This is a genomic window from Pseudomonas rustica, from assembly GCF_049959085.1.
Classification (GTDB): Bacteria; Pseudomonadota; Gammaproteobacteria; order Pseudomonadales; family Pseudomonadaceae; genus Aquipseudomonas; species Aquipseudomonas rustica.
This window is the reverse complement of record NZ_CP188200.1, coordinates 119643-134713: the sequence shown is the minus strand read 5'-3', so window position 1 is coordinate 134713 and position 15071 is coordinate 119643. Positions and strand designations below refer to the sequence as shown.

General features: G+C 60.7%; 16 protein-coding genes. 5 read left to right on the top strand and 11 right to left on the bottom strand.

Going from position 1 to position 15071, the window contains the following annotated elements; translation table 11 throughout:
- Window positions 1-4: 4 nt before the first annotated feature.
- From rlmH to ACP3TY_RS00680, 4 genes are all read right to left on the bottom strand, one after another.
- Complete coding sequence (gene rlmH, locus ACP3TY_RS00695) at window positions 5-472, bottom strand: 23S rRNA (pseudouridine(1915)-N(3))-methyltransferase RlmH (protein ID WP_003185785.1); 468 nt, start codon at window positions 470-472, stop codon at window positions 5-7.
- 9 nt (window positions 473-481) lie between these two features.
- Entirely contained in the window at window positions 482-976 is a 495-nt protein-coding gene (gene rsfS / locus ACP3TY_RS00690) for a ribosome silencing factor (RefSeq protein ID WP_053124176.1), read from the bottom strand.
- 72 nt (window positions 977-1048) lie between these two features.
- Window positions 1049-1771: a nicotinate-nucleotide adenylyltransferase gene (nadD, locus tag ACP3TY_RS00685; protein WP_426619062.1), complete on the bottom strand. Its 723-nt coding sequence runs from the start codon at window positions 1769-1771 to the stop codon at window positions 1049-1051.
- Window positions 1740-3011, bottom strand: a complete 1272-nt coding sequence (locus ACP3TY_RS00680) for a glutamate-5-semialdehyde dehydrogenase (protein WP_426619061.1) — start codon at window positions 3009-3011, stop codon at window positions 1740-1742. Before ACP3TY_RS00680 ends, nadD begins: the two co-directional genes overlap by 32 nt.
- Window positions 3012-3188: 177 nt before the next feature.
- Here ACP3TY_RS00680 and ACP3TY_RS00675 point away from each other — a divergent pair, with 177 nt between their 5' ends.
- Both ACP3TY_RS00675 and ACP3TY_RS00670 read left to right on the top strand, forming a co-directional pair.
- On the top strand, window positions 3189-3884 hold the full coding sequence (locus tag ACP3TY_RS00675) for a DNA-3-methyladenine glycosylase (RefSeq protein WP_282356979.1): 696 nt from the start codon (window positions 3189-3191) through the stop codon (window positions 3882-3884).
- 126 nt (window positions 3885-4010) lie between these two features.
- Window positions 4011-5327 (top strand): bifunctional DedA family/phosphatase PAP2 family protein, encoded by a 1317-nt coding sequence (locus ACP3TY_RS00670; RefSeq protein ID WP_426619060.1) that lies wholly within the window; start codon window positions 4011-4013, stop codon window positions 5325-5327.
- A 123-nt stretch (window positions 5328-5450) separates the two neighbouring features.
- Here ACP3TY_RS00670 and ACP3TY_RS00665 read toward each other — a convergent pair whose 3' ends face one another.
- The 3 genes from ACP3TY_RS00665 to ACP3TY_RS00655 are packed head-to-tail and all read right to left on the bottom strand — an operon-like array spanning window position 5451 to window position 7130.
- Window positions 5451-6041, bottom strand: a complete 591-nt coding sequence (locus tag ACP3TY_RS00665; RefSeq protein WP_426619059.1) for an LON peptidase substrate-binding domain-containing protein — start codon at window positions 6039-6041, stop codon at window positions 5451-5453.
- A gap of 10 nt (window positions 6042-6051) precedes the next feature.
- Window positions 6052-6768, bottom strand: coding sequence for an LrgB family protein (locus tag ACP3TY_RS00660; protein ID WP_053124192.1), 717 nt, complete (start codon window positions 6766-6768; stop codon window positions 6052-6054).
- Window positions 6768-7130 carry a CidA/LrgA family protein gene (locus ACP3TY_RS00655; protein WP_212545739.1) on the bottom strand — a complete coding sequence of 121 codons (363 nt, stop codon included), beginning with the start codon at window positions 7128-7130 and terminating at the stop codon, window positions 6768-6770. The genes ACP3TY_RS00660 and ACP3TY_RS00655 overlap by 1 nt, the downstream gene beginning before the upstream one ends.
- A 191-nt stretch (window positions 7131-7321) precedes the next feature.
- Here ACP3TY_RS00655 and ACP3TY_RS00650 point away from each other — a divergent pair, with 191 nt between their 5' ends.
- From ACP3TY_RS00650 to ACP3TY_RS00640, 3 genes are all read left to right on the top strand, one after another.
- Window positions 7322-7777, top strand: a complete 456-nt coding sequence (locus ACP3TY_RS00650) for a MaoC family dehydratase (RefSeq protein ID WP_282358506.1) — start codon at window positions 7322-7324, stop codon at window positions 7775-7777.
- Between the two features lie 102 nt (window positions 7778-7879).
- Window positions 7880-9607: a C13 family peptidase gene (locus tag ACP3TY_RS00645; RefSeq protein ID WP_053124196.1), complete on the top strand. Its 1728-nt coding sequence runs from the start codon at window positions 7880-7882 to the stop codon at window positions 9605-9607.
- A gap of 27 nt (window positions 9608-9634) precedes the next feature.
- Entirely contained in the window at window positions 9635-10276 is a 642-nt protein-coding gene (locus ACP3TY_RS00640) for an oxidoreductase (protein WP_053124198.1), read from the top strand.
- A gap of 86 nt (window positions 10277-10362) precedes the next feature.
- Here the strand turns inward: ACP3TY_RS00640 and ACP3TY_RS00635 are convergent, their stop codons facing one another.
- The 4 genes from ACP3TY_RS00635 to ACP3TY_RS00620 form a co-directional block, all read right to left on the bottom strand.
- Complete coding sequence (locus ACP3TY_RS00635; protein ID WP_053124200.1) at window positions 10363-10647, bottom strand: YceK/YidQ family lipoprotein; 285 nt, start codon at window positions 10645-10647, stop codon at window positions 10363-10365.
- Window positions 10640-11287, bottom strand: a complete 648-nt coding sequence (gene ubiX, locus ACP3TY_RS00630; RefSeq protein ID WP_053124202.1) for a flavin prenyltransferase UbiX — start codon at window positions 11285-11287, stop codon at window positions 10640-10642. Before ubiX ends, ACP3TY_RS00635 begins: the two co-directional genes overlap by 8 nt.
- Complete coding sequence (mpl, locus tag ACP3TY_RS00625; RefSeq protein WP_426619058.1) at window positions 11284-12633, bottom strand: UDP-N-acetylmuramate:L-alanyl-gamma-D-glutamyl-meso-diaminopimelate ligase; 1350 nt, start codon at window positions 12631-12633, stop codon at window positions 11284-11286. The genes ubiX and mpl overlap by 4 nt, the downstream gene beginning before the upstream one ends.
- Before the next feature lie 196 nt (window positions 12634-12829).
- On the bottom strand, window positions 12830-14740 hold the full coding sequence (locus ACP3TY_RS00620; protein ID WP_426619057.1) for a sigma-54-dependent Fis family transcriptional regulator: 1911 nt from the start codon (window positions 14738-14740) through the stop codon (window positions 12830-12832).
- Window positions 14741-15071 lie beyond the last annotated feature (331 nt).

Genomic DNA, 15071 nt, shown 5'->3' with positions numbered 1-15071 from the left:
AGGATTACTTGTGGTAAGGGTGACCGGACAGCACGGTCCAGGCACGGTACAACTGTTCGCCGATCAGAATCCGCACCAGCGGGTGCGGCAACGTCAGCGGCGACAACGACCAGCGTTGATCAGCGCGGGCACAGACTTCCGGCGCCAGCCCTTCCGGGCCACCGACCATGAAATTGACCGTGCGCGAATCCAGCCGCCAACGATCGAGTTCGACCGCAAGCTGCTCGGTGCTCCAGGGCTTGCCATGGACTTCGAGGGTCACAATTCGCTCATTCGGCCCGACCTTGGCCAGCATGGCTTCGCCTTCCTGACGGATGAAGCGGGCCACGTCGGCATTCTTGCCACGGGTGTTGAGCGGAATTTCCACCAGTTCCAGCGCCAGCTCGGAAGGAAGACGCTTGGCATATTCATGCCAGCCTTCTTCCACCCATTTGGGCATGCGTGAACCGACGGCGATCAGGCGCAGTCGCACAGCAATCCCTTACAGCTGGTCTTTGTTGAGCTTGGTGAAATGCTCGTGGGTGTTTTCCGGGCTGTGGTGCTTGGCATCCGCCGCACGGCTTTGCTCGGCGCCGGCCCACAGACGCTCCAGGTCGTAGAACTGACGCGCCGAGGCGGTCATCATGTGCACGATCACGTCGTCCATATCCAGCAGAACCCAGTCGCTGTCGCCCTTGCCTTCTTCACCCAATGGCTTGACGCCCTGGGCTTTGACCGCTTCGCGAACCTTGTCCAGCATCGCGCCGATCTGGCGGTTGGAGGTACCGGTGGCGATGATCATGAAGTCGGTGATGCTTTGCTTGTCGCGAACATCCAGGATCTGGATGTCTTGCGCCTTGACGTCTTCAAGGGCAGCGACAGCGACTTTGACCAGCTCTTCGCCAGCCAGCTCTGGGCCGGTTTTTACTTCGACCGGCAGCGGTGCGCTCTTGAACGTGCCTTTGCGCTTAACTTTGCTTACGTCTTTGTCAGTCATATAAAACTCGTTTTGCTCGTGTATTCGGCGGCTTGGGGACACGGTGATTCGTATCAGTGAAGCACGCCTTGTTCAGTTCGACGCACGGTATAGACCGTGCGCATCGATGTAGGCCAGGACCGCGTCGGGCACCAGGAAACGTACCGACTTACCGCTGGCCAGCAGTTGACGGATCTGGGTGGCGGAAACCGCGAGCGGTGTCTGCCAGACGAATGCAATCTGTCCGCTCGGCCCTTTCAGGGCCAGCGGGTCGCTCACCGAACGCGCTGCCAGCAGGTTGCGCAAGGCATCCGGCGGTTCGCTGTCGGCGTCCGGGCGCTGTAGCACCAGGATGTGGCAATGCTGGAGCAACTCTTCCCAGCGATGCCAAGTGGGCAGGCCGCAAAATGCGTCCCAGCCCAAAAGCAGAAAAACCTGGGTCTCGGCGGCCATTTCGGCGCGCATCAACTCCAGGGTATCAATAGTCCAGGACGGCTTGTCCCGCTGTAACTCACGGGCGTCCACCACCAGTGGCGGCACGCCGGCCACTGCGCATTCAACCATCGCCAGCCGATCCTGCGCCGACACCTGCGGCATGCCGCGATGCGGTGGCCGCGCGTTCGGCATCAAGCGCAACTCGTCGAGCGCCAGCGCTTCAGCAACTTCCAGCCCACCGCGCAAATGGCCGATGTGCACCGGGTCGAACGTACCACCCAGAACGCCAATGCGTTGAGGTCGAACGTCGCTGCCGGCGGGCACCGTGGTCAGGTCGAGGTCGGTCAACTCAGACCGTCGCCTGGCCGCGCAACTGGCCATCACCGACCACGATGTACTTCTCGCAGGTCAGTCCTTCGAGGCCCACCGGGCCGCGGGCGTGCAGCTTATCAGTAGAAATGCCGATCTCGGCACCCAATCCGTATTCAAATCCATCGGCGAAGCACGTCGGGGTGTTGATCATCACCGACGCCGAGTCGACTTCCGCCACAAACCGGCGGGTGTCAGCGAGGTTTTCGCTGACGATCGAGTCGGTGTGATGCGAGCCGTAATGGTTGATGTGTTCAATTGCCTGATCCAGCCCGTCGACCACGCGGATCGACAAAATCGGCGCCAGATATTCAGTGTTCCAGTCTTCTTCGCTGGCCGCGACCGCTTCGATGATTGCCCGGGTGCGCTCGCAGCCACGCAGTTCGACGCCTTTTTCGCGGAACTGGGCGGCCATCGCCGGCAGGAAATCCTTGGCAACAGTGTGATCGACCAGCAACGTCTCCATCGCACCGCAAATACCGTAACGATAAGTCTTGGCGTTGAAGGCAATGCGCTGGGCTTTCGCCAGATCGGCGTGGGCACTCACGTAAACATGGCAGATGCCGTCCAGGTGTTTGATCACCGGCACACGGGCATCGCGGCTGATGCGTTCGATCAGGCCACGGCCACCGCGCGGCACGATCACGTCGACGTACTCAGGCATGGTGATCATCGCGCCAACGGCGGCACGGTCGGTGGTTTCGACCACTTGCACCACGGCGGCGGGCAGTTCGGCCTCGGCCAGACCGCGCTGAATGCACGCGGCAATCGCCCGGTTGGAGTGAATCGCTTCGGAGCCACCACGCAGAATCGTCGCATTCCCGGACTTCAGGCACAGACTGGCGGCATCGATGGTCACGTTCGGCCGGGACTCGTAGATGATCCCGATCACGCCCAGCGGCACGCGCATCTTGCCGACTTGAATGCCCGACGGACGGAAACTCATGTCACGGATCGCGCCGACCGGATCCGGCAGCGCTGCCACCTGACGCAGACCGACGATCATGCCGTCGATGCGCGCCGGGGTCAGTTCCAGACGTTCCAGCAGTGCCGGTTCCAGACCATTGGCGCGACCGGCGGCCAGATCCTGCTCATTGGCTGCAGCAAGCTCGGCGCGAGCGGCATCCAAGGCATTGGCAGCAGCCTGCAGGGCGCGGTTTTTCTGCGCGGTGCTGGCACGGCCGATGACCCGGGAAGCTTCGCGGGCGGCGCGACCCAATCGGGTCATGTAGTCAAGAACGGACTCAGTCATGGTCTGCTGGGGTCTTGGCAAAGAGGAAAGCGGCAGATTATAGCTGTCGCGTCCCGGGACTAACAGCGGTGACAGGCGGATGGTCGAAATGGACTGCAATTTGCCGACGTTCAGCCGTAATTAAGCATTGAATTGTTATCATCACGACCTCATCAGCCCGGATAAACATCGCTTGCCATGTCCAACCTGACTGTTCGCGCCAGCGCCGAGCGCCAGCCTGCGGGGCTTGCCGACGCTTTTTTCGACCGTGACGCACAAGTCCTCGCCAAGGATCTGCTCGGCAAAGTCATTCGCCATCGCGTTGGCGGTCTGTGGCTGAGCGCGCGGATCATCGAAACCGAAGCCTATTACTGCGCGGAAAAAGGCAGCCATGCCTCGCTCGGTTACACGGAAAAGCGTAAGGCTTTGTTTCTGGATGGCGGACACATCTATATGTATTACGCCCGTGGTGGCGATTCGCTGAACTTCAGTGCGCAAGGGCCGGGCAATGCGGTGCTGATCAAATCGGCCTATCCGTGGGTCGATGAAGTCAGCGGGCCGGCGAGTCTGGCGCAGATGCTGCTGAACAATCCTGACGCTCAAGGGCGTGCGCGACCGTCGCAGAAGCTCTGTGCCGGGCAGACTTTGCTGTGCAAGGCGCTGGGGTTGAAGGTGCCGATGTGGGACGCCAAGCGTTTCGATCATGAATTGATTCTGGTCGAAGACACCGGCCCGGCGCCCTCGCAGATTATTCAAACCACGCGACTGGGCATCCCCCATGGCCGTGACGAACACCTGATGTACCGCTTTGTCGACGCCGCTTATGCGCAATGGTGCACGCGGAACCCGCTGCGCCGCGGTCAGGTCGAAGGCCGGGATTATTTTTTGCTGTAAACACAAACCCCTGTAGGAGCTGCCGAAGGCTGCGATCTTTTGATCTTGTTTCAAGGATCAGGATCAAAAGATCGCAGCCTTCGGCAGTTCCTACAGGGGATCATCAATGGTTTGGAGTTTTTTGGTATGGGCCCATGGCTCGATAGCGTGACCGGTTGGCTGGCGGCCAATCCGCAGTGGCTGGCCGTAGCGGTGTTCATTGTTGCCTGCGTGGAATGCCTGGCGATTGCCGGATTGATCGTGCCCGGCACGGTGTTGTTGTTTGCCGTGGCCGTGTTGGCCGGCAGCGGTGCGCTGTCGTTGAGCGAAACCTTGCTGCTGGGTTTCCTCGGCGGGATTCTCGGCGATGCGATTTCGTATTTCCTCGGTCGCCACTTCCACCAGAACATCCGCCGTCTACCGGGCTTGCGCCATCACCCGGAATGGATGGCCGGCGCAGAAAGCTATTTCCAGCGTTACGGCATCGCCAGTTTGCTGGTCGGTCGTTTTATCGGCCCGTTGCGACCAATGCTGCCAATGGTCGCCGGCATGTGCGACATGCCGTTCCCGCGTTTTGCCGCCGTCAGTCTGCTGGCCGCCGCCGGCTGGAGCGTCGCCTATCTGCTGCCAGGCTGGGCCACTGGCGCGGCGATTCGTCTGCCGCTGCCGGAAGGTTTCTGGCTACAGGCCGGGATTGTCGCCGCGAGCATTGCGGTCATGGTCGGCCTCAGCGTCAACAGCAGCCTGCGCCGCCATCGCCGCGCGACGATCTGGATCAGCAGCATGAGCCTGTTGATTCTGATTGGCCTGTTCATTGGTTACCCGTACCTGACGGCGCTCGACCAAGGCGTGATGACGCTGGTGCAGGAACACCGCCAGCCGCTGCTCGATGAGATCGCGGTGACGTTCACCCTGATCGGCGAATTCCGCAACATGCTGATGTTCAGCGCCCTGCTCACCGGTCTGTTGCTGCTGTGCCGGCAATGGCGCCAGGCAATCTTTGCCGGCGGCGTGTTGCTCTGCACAGCGATGCTCAATACCGGCACCAAGATGTTTTTCGCGCGGGTGCGTCCGGAAGTACTGAGTGATCCGCTGACCAGTTACAGCATGCCGAGCGGCCACGCGTCGGGGTCGTTCGCGCTGTTTCTGGTACTCGCGGTGTTGGCTGGTCGCGGCCAACCGCCACGCATGCGCCTGACCTGGCTCTTTGTCGGTTGCATTCCGGCTCTGTCGATTGCCTTGTCGCGGGTGTATCTGGGGGCGCATTGGCCGGCGGACATTCTCGCCGGCGCGATGCTCGCGGCGTGCGTGTGTGCGGCGGGGTTGTGGTTGAGCCAGCGCAAAGAGCCGCTTAATGCCATGCCGTTCAAGGTCTGGTGGCTGATTTTGCCGGCGCTGCTGGTGTTGTTCAGTTTGTTTGTGTTTAGGCATTTGCCGAACACGATGTTGCGTTACGCGTATTGAAGATCAAAAGATCGCAGCCTTCGGCAGCTCCTACATGGGATTTCATTTCACGCCCGATACATCGCGCGCATGTGGAATCAAACCGTGTAGGAGCTGCCGCAGGCTGCGATCTTTTGCGATGGGTCAGGCAAACAACTCGCCCTGCAACTCATCAAGCAGCGCCTGGATCGCATCCAGTCGCTGCTGCGGATCATCGAGTTGCAGCAGATCGATCTTGTCTTCTTCGGCGAACGGCAGCAGATACGCCAATTGATTGGCCAACGACTGCTGACCGAGCGCGTCAGTGCCCATGTTCAGCGCTTCGACCATCGGGTGTTCGGCCAGCGCTTTGAGCAGCGCGACCAGATCGGCGTCCTCGTCCTGCAGCGGTTGCTCGGGTTCATCGTCGAGCCATTCGACGTCGGCGAGGATCAGCTGATCGCGTTGCACTTCGGTGCGCAACACGTTGAAACGCCGCCCGCCCTGCACGCGAATCCCCAGCAAACCGTTGTCCTGCTGCTGGAAATCGGTAATGCGCGCCTCGCAACCGACCAGCGCATAGCCCTCCGGCGCCAGCCCGACTTCGCTGCCCTGCAGAATGCACACCACGCCGAAACCGACGCCCTGCTTCATGCAGCGGCCGATCATGTCGAGGTAGCGCGCCTCGAAGATCTGCAAGTCGAGGTTGCAGCCGGGAAACAGCACTGTGTTCAGCGGAAAAAGCGGCAGACTCATAGACATTTCCTTACACCACCATCGACACCGCCAACGGCAGGAACACCGCCGTAGCCACGCCCATCAGACTCATCGCCAGCGCCGCAAACGCGCCGCACTCATCACTTTCCTGCAACGCCACCGAGGTGCCGACCGCGTGGGCGGTCATGCCCAGCGCCATGCCGCGCGCTTCGGGGCTGTGTACGCCCAGACGGGTCAACAGCGCCGGGCCGAAAATCGCGCCGATCACCCCGGTGATCAACACAAACACCGCCGCCAGCGCCGCGACGCCGCCGATCTGTTCGGCGACCAGCATGGCGATCGGCGAGGTCACCGACTTCGGCGCCATGGTCATCAAGATCATGTGCTCAGCGCCGAACCACCAGCCCAACAGCACGCCCATCCCCGTAGCGACCACCCCGCCTATCACCAGCGTAGTAAAAATCGGCCAGAACAATTGGCGAATGCGCCGCAGGTTGAGATACAGCGGCACCGCCAGTGCCACGGTCGCCGGGCCGAGCAGAATGCTGAGGATCTCGGTGCTCTTGCGGTACTCGGCGTAGGTCAGCCCGCAGCCGACCAATACGCCGATCACCAACAGCATGGAGACCAGCACCGGTTGCAGAAAGATCCAGCGGGTTTTCTCGAACGCCGCCAGCACCAGTTGATAGGCGCCGAGGGTGATGCCGATGCCGAACAATGGATGATGGATTACGGAGGCCCAGGCACCTTGCCAATCGAAGAGCATCAGGACTCCTCCGACGGCGGCGCGTGACGCTTGACCATGCGCTGCATCAGCACGCCGGCGAAGGCCATCGACAAGACCAGCGACAACACCAGCGCACCGGCGATTGCCCAAAAATCAGCGGCAATGTCGCTCGCATATACCATCACCCCCACCGCTGGCGGCACCAGCAGCAACGGCAGATAACGCAGCAGACTGCCGGCCGCGAGGTTCAGCGGTTCGCCGACTTCACCGCGAATGATCAGGAAGATCAGCAACAGCAGCAGGCCGATAATCGGCCCCGGCAGCACCGGCAACAGCAAATGATTGAGTGCCGTGCCGAGCAATTGAAACAGCACCAGCATGGTCAGGCCACGTAACAACATCCGACTTCTCTCCCCGTCTCTCTCCCGTTCATCGCCGGCATTATAAGCACGCCTGCGCTATGGGTCGGCATTCGCCAAAAGCATGGTCAGTTGACCGGAGCAAATTGCCATGTTGATCTACAGTGGTTCGCAGGGCGGTCAAATCCCCCACCTGAAAAACTATAAAACCGATGAACCCAAGGAGAGTCTCAATGCCCTACGTTCCAGTTGCAGAGCTCAAAGATTATGTCGGCAAGGAACTCGGACGTTCCGAATGGCTCACCATCGATCAGGAGCGCATCAACCTGTTCGCCGAAGCCACCGGGGATTTTCAGTTCATTCACGTCGACCCGGTCAAAGCCGCGCAAACGCCATTTGGCAGCACCATTGCCCACGGTTTCCTGTCGTTGTCGCTGATCCCGAAATTGATGGAAGACATCCTCATCCTGCCGCAAGGCGTGAAGATGGTCGTCAACTACGGTCTGGACAGCGTGCGTTTCATCCAGCCAGTGAAGGTCAATTCGAAAGTTCGTCTCAAGGTCGATCTGGGCGAAGTGACCGAGAAAAAACCCGGCCAGTGGCTGCTCAAAGCCACCGCAACGCTGGAGATAGAAGGCTCGGACAAACCGGCCTATATCGCTGAGCCACTGTCGCTCTGCTTCGTCTAAGCGTTCCGGATGCGAAGCAGCGCACGCTGTTTCGCGTCACGTCTCTATATATGCGACGCATAGCTGCGGCATACTCGGTCGCCTAATTGCCCGGATCCCGCTATGCGCTCACTCGCTTCCCTCGCACCCATTGCCTTGACCCTGATGCTCACCGCGTGCGGCGACGGCGAATCGCTGTTGCCCCCGGATGCGCGTCTGCCGGACGGCGGACGCTATCGTGGCGAACTGGTCGATGGCTTGCTGCAAGGTCAGGGGCGCGTCGATTATCCCAATGGCAGTTGGTACGCCGGGCAATTCGACAAAGGTCAGTGGCATGGTCAGGGCGAATGGCACGGCAGCAATGGCGAGGTCTATCGCGGCCAGTTTCAGCAAGGGCTGTTCGACGGTCAGGGCAGCCTGACCACCAACGCCAGCAGCTACACCGGTGGTTTCAAACAGGGCCGACGCGACGGTGAAGGCACTCTGAAAGAAAACGCCATGACCTACCGTGGCGAGTTCAAGGCTGACCAGTATTCCGGACTCGGTCGTCTGGAAATGGACGACGGCAGCTCCTATCAAGGCCAGTTCGCCCACGGCAAACCCAACGGCGAAGGCCAGCGCGGCGACTCCAGCGGCAACACGTTCAGCGGGCATTTCGTCAACGGTCAGCTGGAAGGCAACGGCACGTTCAACAGCGCTGACGGCGACATCTACGTCGGCGGCTTCAAGAACAATCAATTGCACGGCAAGGGCCGCTACGAAAACGCTGACGGCGATGTCTGGCTCGGCCAGTTCAAAGAAGGCGCGCTGACCGGCAAGGGCGAACTGATCGGCGCCGACGGCAGCCATTACATCGGCTCGTTCAGCGATTGGCGCTTCAGCGGGCCGGGCCGTTTGAATCTGTCTGATGGCAGTTTCTACATCGGTGGTTTCGACAACGACAGCTACGCAGGGCGCGGCACTCTGGTGCTGACCGATGGCAGCGTCATGAGCGGCACCTGGATCAACGGCCAGCGCGTGCGTGACGCCGATGGCAAGCTGTTGCCCGACACCCTCGAACTCGGTTTGCTCGCTCAGGGCCGTTTGCTCGATGAAGCGTTGGCCGCCATCCCGGCGTCAACCCCGGCAGTCGAGTTGTACACACTGACTCTTGGCGGCGACGGCAAACAAAGCGTGTTCCTGCGCGAATCGGACTTCGTCGCCAATATGCTCCGCACGCGCTTCGGTGCTTATGGCCAGATCCGTCTGGTCAACCATCGCGACCACCTCGCCGACCGACCGATGGCCACCCGCGAAAACCTGCGTCGTGCCGCGCAAACCCTCGCTGAACGTACTGGCCCGGAAGATTTGCTGTTTATCTACCTGACCAGCCACGGCACCGCCGAACATGAACTGGTGCTCGACCAGCCGCGCATGGAACTGGCCGACTTGCCCGCTGACGAACTCGCCGCTGTGCTCGCGCCGCTGAAAAACCGCGACAAAATCATCGTGATTTCCTCGTGCTACTCCGGCGGTTTCATCCCGGCGCTGAAAGACGAACGCACGCTGATCATGACCGCCTCGCGCGCCGATCGGGTGTCCTTCGGTTGCTCGGAAGAGGCCAATTTCACCTACTTCGGCGATGCACTGTTCGCCCAGGCGCTGAACCAGACCGATGATCTGGAGCAAGCCTTCAAACTGGCCAAGGCCACCGTCGCCGAACGTGAACTGGCGGACAATTTCGAAGCCTCGGAGCCGCAGATCTGGGCGCCGAAAACCGTGCTGTCGCACTGGCAAACGCTGCGCAAACAACAAGCAAGAAAAGCTTTGCAAAGTGCTGCATTGAACGACGGAGCGACAAAGAGCAACTAAGCTGAACAGTATCAAGGGAGAGACACTATGTACTTGACGCCTCAGCACGTATTGCTTGCCGGAGCCACCGGTTTGACCGGGGAACATCTACTCGACCGTTTGCTCAACGAGCCAACGATTTCACGCGTGCTCGCCCCGTCGCGTCGGCCATTGGCGGAACATCCGCACCTGGAAAACCCGGTCGGCGATCCACAGGCGTTTCTGCCGCAGCTCAGCGGCCGCGTCGATATCGCCTATTGCTGCCTCGGTACGACGATCAAGCAGGCCGGTTCCGAAGCGGCGTTTCGCGCGGTCGATCTGGACATGGTCGTGGCGTTTGCCAAGCGCGCGCGGGAGATGGGCGCGCGGCATCTGATCGTGATCAGCGCGATTGGCGCGGATCCGAAATCGTCGGTTTTCTATAACCGGGTCAAAGGCGAAATGGAGCAGGCACTGCGCGCGCAGGACTGGCCGCAACTGACCATTTGCCGGCCTTCGCTGTTGTTGGGCGAACGCACGGAGCCGCGTCTGGCCGAGCAATTGGCCGGGCCGTTGTCGAAGCTGATTCCGGGTAAATATCGCGGCATCGAGGCGTGCCAACTGGCGCGGGCGATGTGGCGATTGGCGCTGGAAGAACAGGACGGGGTTCGGGTGATTGAGTCGGATGATTTGCGCAAGTTAGGCAAATAAAGCAAAAGATCGCAGCCTTCGGCAGCTCCTACAAGTTCAAGTCGAACCCCCTGTAGGAGCTGCCGCAGGCTGCGATCTTTTGACGTTTACAACCCGCCAGTCGCCTGAAAACTCACGCCGATCACCGTCAGCAATGACAACGGCAACAACAACGTATCGAGCAACGCACTCCCCGGCAGATCCACTCCCGGATAGCTCGGCGCTTCAGCCCCGAACCGATCCATCGCGCAGCATCCGCCATTCATCGCGTACAAATCCAGCCGCGTCCCGGAGTACACCACCGGCGCGCCCGGTTTCGCCGCATCCAAGGTGCGCGCCGTGGCGCACCCGGTCAGCAACACCACCAGCCCGATCAGCAGCAGCTTATTCATCGCTGCTCAAATGATGCTCACCCCAACGCGGCAGCATGTCCTGCGGAATACCGAGCAGATTGAGAATCCGCGCCACAACGAAATCGATCAAATCATCAATCGTCTGCGGCTGGTGATAAAAACCCGGCGACGCCGGCAGAATGGTTACGCCCATGTTCGACAGTTTGAGCATGTGCTCCAGATGAATGCTCGAATACGGCGCTTCACGCGGCACCAGAATCAACTGGCGACGCTCCTTCAACGTCACATCCGCAGCGCGTTCGATCAAATTGTTGCAGGCGCCCGTGGCAATCGCCGACAACGTGCCCGTCGAGCACGGCACCACGACCATCGCTGCCGGTGCGCCAGAGCCCGAAGCCACCGGCGACATCCAGTCTTCCTTGCCGTACACGCGAATCTGCCCGGCGGCCGCCCCTGTGTATTCGGTGAGGAACGCCTGCATCATCTGCGGTTTCGGCGGCAGCGTGACATCAGTCTCGGTGGCCATGACCAGTTGCGCAGCCTTGGAGATCAAAAAGTGCACTTCGCGATCTTCGCGCACCAGACAATCGAGCAGGCGCAAACCGTACTGCGCGCCCGAGGCGCCGGTCATCGCCAGCGTGATGCGCTCCGGGCCGTTGCCCTGCGAAAAAGTGTTCATTGCAGCGCCTCGGCGAGTTTGCCGTGCAGGCCGCCGAAGCCGCCGTTGCTCATGATCACCACGTGCGTGCCGGGCTGGGCCTGACTCTTCACGCGCTCGATGATGCCTTCCAGCGAATCGCTGACAATCGACGGCACGGTGCACAACGCGGCGGTGCCAGCCAGATCCCAGCCGAGGTTGGCCGGGGCGTACCAGATCACTTGGTCGGCATCGACCACGCTGGCCGGCAAGCCGTCACGGTGGGCGCCGAGCTTCATCGAGTTGGAGCGCGGTTCGATGATCGCGATCAGTGGAGCATCGCCGATGCGTTTGCGCAGGCCGTCGAGGGTCGTGGCGATGGCGGTCGGGTGGTGAGCGAAGTCGTCGTAAATGGTGATGCCGCGCACTTCGGCGACTTTCTCCATACGACGTTTGACGTTTTTGAACGCGCTCAAACCGGCGATGCCCATCGATGGCACCACGCCAACATGCCGCGCCGCTGCCAAAGCCGCCAAGGCGTTGGCAACGTTGTGCTGGCCGGTCAGTTCCCACTCGACAGTGCCTTGCGACACGCCTTCAAACATCACCTCAAATGCCGAACCGTCTTCGCTCAACAGTTTGACCTGCCACTGCCCGCCAGCACCGGTGGTCTGCACCGGCGTCCAGCAACCCATGTCGATCACCCGCTGCAAGGCAGGCTCGGTGGTCGGATGGATGACCAGGCCTTCACTCGGAATGGTGCGCACCAAGTGATGGAATTGCCGCTCGATCGCCGGCAGATCCGGGAAGATGTCGGCGTGATCGAACTCAAGGTTATTGAGGATCGCGGTGCGCGGACGGTAGTGAACGAATTTCGAGCGTTTGTCGAAGAACGCGCTGTCGTACTCGTCGGCTTCGATCACGAAGAACGGCGTGCCGCCCAGTCGCGCCGATACCGAGAAATTCTGCGGCACGCCACCGATGAGGAAACCCGGGCTCATGCCGGCGTGTTCCAGCACCCAGGCGAGCATGCTGCTGGTGGTGGTTTTGCCATGCGTGCCGGCAACCGCCAGCACCCAGCGACCTTGCAGCACGTGATCAGCCAGCCACTGCGGGCCGGAAACGTACGGCAGCCCTTTGTTCAGCACATATTCCACCGCCGGATTGCCGCGCGACATGGCATTGCCGATAACCACCAGATCCGGTGCCGGATCGAGTTGCGCCGGGTCGTAACCTTGCGTCAGTTGAATGCCTTGGGCTTCAAGCTGCGTGCTCATCGGCGGATAGACGTTGGCGTCGGAGCCGGTCACGTGATGGCCCAGCTCTTTGGCCAGAACCGCCATCGAGCCCATGAAAGTCCCACAGATACCCAGAATATGAATGTGCATAGTCGACCTCGTAAAACATGGCCGCAGGTTAGCGTAGGGAGGGGGAAATCGCACTCTTTAGGTGATCACCATCACCCACCACCACGATCACTACCCCACCTGTAGGAGCTGACGAGTGCAACGAGGCTGCGATCTTTTGATCTTGAAAATAACAAGATCAAAAGATCGCAGCCTTCGGCAGCTCCTACAGGGGGATTTATGCAGTTCGGACGATGCCGTGTTTGCGCAGCTTTCTGTAGAGGGTGTTGCGACTCACGCCGAGTTGCTCGGCGGTGTGGGTCATATGCCAGCGCGTGCGCTCCAGTGTACTGAGCAACGCCAATCGTTCGGCATCTTCAAGTGGTTGCTCGGACAGAGCGGACTCCACCACTGGTGGGCGCACCTGCCGAATCATCGCCGGCAAATCGTCCACCCCGATCCGCCCCTCATCACACAACGCCGCCAACGTGCGCAACACATTACGCAACTGCCGCACATTCCCCGGCCAGTTGAACGCCAGCAACGCCTGTCGCGCCGGCTCTTCGATCAGGATCGTTTCGCCGCCCGCCTCTTCGGCCAGCAGAAAATCCAGCAGCTGCGATTTATCACTGCGTTCACGCAGCGCCGGCAGCACCACTTCCAGCCCGTTCAAGCGGTAATACAAATCCTCGCGAAAGCTGCCGTCCTCAACCCGCGCCAACAAATTGCGGTGCGTCGCGCTGATGATGCGCACGTTGACCGATTCCGGTTCGCCACCGATCGGCACCACCTGCCGATCCTCCAGCACCCGCAACAATCGCGTCTGCAAAGCCAGCGGCATATCGCCAATCTCATCGAGGAACAACGTGCCGCCATCGGCCTGCTGCAACTTGCCGCGCATGCCATCCTTTCTTGCGCCGGTAAAGCTGCCGCCGCGATAACCGAACAGCTCGCTTTCAATCAGACTTTCAGGAATCGCCGCACAGTTGAGCGCGACAAAAGCTTTGTCCGAGCGCTGACTGGCTTGATGTACAGCTTTGGCAAAGGCTTCTTTACCCGAGCCGGTTTCGCCATTGATCAGCAGCGGCACATCCCGCTCGAACACGCGCAGTGCTTTGCGAAAGTCCGCTTGCAGCGCGGCGTCACCCAGACAGATCCCGGACAGGCGCGGCGCTTCGATGATTTTTGCCAGCGGCATGGGCGGCGCGGGTTTACGCGATTCACCGCGCAACACAGCAAACAGATGGCGCCCGTCACGGGTGCGCAGCGGCCAACTGGCGCTGGCATTCGCGCTGGCGCGGCCAAGCAACTCATCCAGCGAACAATCGAAAAACGCCTCGACCGGTTTCCCCAATAGCCCGCCGCGAATATGCCCGAGCAGGTTCAGCGCACTCTGATTAACCGCGCTGATCCGCCCTTCGCCGTCAAACGCCAGCAAACCTTCGCTGAACAGCCCGACCGACTCGGCCTGCAAGTGGAAACGCAGCAACCATTGGTTATCGAAACAACGCAGGAAGTAGCAACTCTCGATCATCTTCGCCGACAGGTTGACCAGCGCCATGGTGTGGAACTGGCTCTGCCGCGAGACATCGTGACGGGCCGAGGACACGTCGAGCACCGCCAGCAGTTCGCCATGCGGATCAAACACCGGGCTCGCCGAACAGGTCAGGCCGGTGTGGCGACCGCGAAAGTGTTCGTCCTGATGAATGGTCAGCGCCTGACGTTCGACCAGGCAAGTGCCGATGCCATTGGTGCCTTCGCAGGCTTCGCTCCAGTCGGCACCGAGCCAGAGGCCGGCACGTTCGAAAATTTTCCGTTCAGCGGGTGCGGTGACGCAATTGAGGATCACCCCGCGCGCGTCGGTCAGCAACACCGCGTGGCCTGCGCCCGAAAGCTGTTGATGGAGACTGCTCATTTCATTGCCGGCGATTTGCAGGACTTGCTGCAGACGTTCGCGGCTTTCGAGGACGCGCCCGTGTTCAAGCACGGTCGGCGCGATGCTTAGCGCCGGGTCGAGGTGATAGTCCTCAAGACAGCGCAGCCACGAGCGGGCGATCGACGGATCAGCACCGGGCCCGTGCAGGTGCGGTTTGCCCTGACTGACGGTGAGAACCTGCTGGGCATGGCGACTCAAATGGTTGTCGTGCATTTCTTATTGTTCTCCATATTCCCCGTGTAGGAGCTGCCGAAGGCTGCGATCTTTTGATCTTGATCTGCAAAAAATCAAAAGATCGCAGCCTTCGGCAGCTCCTACAAGGGTTGCTGTTGGCTGAGCATCCTCCAGCTCAAGCACCATTGCAATGCTGGCAAGACTGCCCGGTCACAGGCTGTGCCAAAAGCGGTACAAACTGTCACCCCACCTGTACCGATAGCGTCACAGCGCCATTCCGCTCGTCCGACAAAAACCTGCCAACCCCTTGATTCCACGGCTCCGCACGGCGGTGGCCCGACCCTTGCTCTACGCTAATAGCAAGCGCACT

Coding starts and splice junctions, on each gene's coding strand:
- rsfS (WP_053124176.1), bottom strand. CDS start 976: ATGACTGACAAAGACGTAAGCAAAGTTAAGCGCAAAGGCACGTTCAAG.
- nadD (WP_426619062.1), bottom strand. CDS start 1,771: ATGGCCAGTTGCGCGGCCAGGCGACGGTCTGAGTTGACCGACCTCGAC.
- ACP3TY_RS00680 (WP_426619061.1), bottom strand. CDS start 3,011: ATGACTGAGTCCGTTCTTGACTACATGACCCGATTGGGTCGCGCCGCC.
- ACP3TY_RS00675 (WP_282356979.1), top strand. CDS start 3,189: ATGTCCAACCTGACTGTTCGCGCCAGCGCCGAGCGCCAGCCTGCGGGG.
- ACP3TY_RS00670 (WP_426619060.1), top strand. CDS start 4,011: ATGGGCCCATGGCTCGATAGCGTGACCGGTTGGCTGGCGGCCAATCCG.
- ACP3TY_RS00665 (WP_426619059.1), bottom strand. CDS start 6,041: ATGAGTCTGCCGCTTTTTCCGCTGAACACAGTGCTGTTTCCCGGCTGC.
- ACP3TY_RS00660 (WP_053124192.1), bottom strand. CDS start 6,768: ATGCTCTTCGATTGGCAAGGTGCCTGGGCCTCCGTAATCCATCATCCA.
- ACP3TY_RS00655 (WP_212545739.1), bottom strand. CDS start 7,130: ATGTTGTTACGTGGCCTGACCATGCTGGTGCTGTTTCAATTGCTCGGC.
- ACP3TY_RS00650 (WP_282358506.1), top strand. CDS start 7,322: ATGCCCTACGTTCCAGTTGCAGAGCTCAAAGATTATGTCGGCAAGGAA.
- ACP3TY_RS00645 (WP_053124196.1), top strand. CDS start 7,880: ATGCGCTCACTCGCTTCCCTCGCACCCATTGCCTTGACCCTGATGCTC.
- ACP3TY_RS00640 (WP_053124198.1), top strand. CDS start 9,635: ATGTACTTGACGCCTCAGCACGTATTGCTTGCCGGAGCCACCGGTTTG.
- ACP3TY_RS00635 (WP_053124200.1), bottom strand. CDS start 10,647: ATGAATAAGCTGCTGCTGATCGGGCTGGTGGTGTTGCTGACCGGGTGC.
- ubiX (WP_053124202.1), bottom strand. CDS start 11,287: ATGAACACTTTTTCGCAGGGCAACGGCCCGGAGCGCATCACGCTGGCG.
- mpl (WP_426619058.1), bottom strand. CDS start 12,633: ATGCACATTCATATTCTGGGTATCTGTGGGACTTTCATGGGCTCGATG.
- ACP3TY_RS00620 (WP_426619057.1), bottom strand. CDS start 14,740: ATGCACGACAACCATTTGAGTCGCCATGCCCAGCAGGTTCTCACCGTC.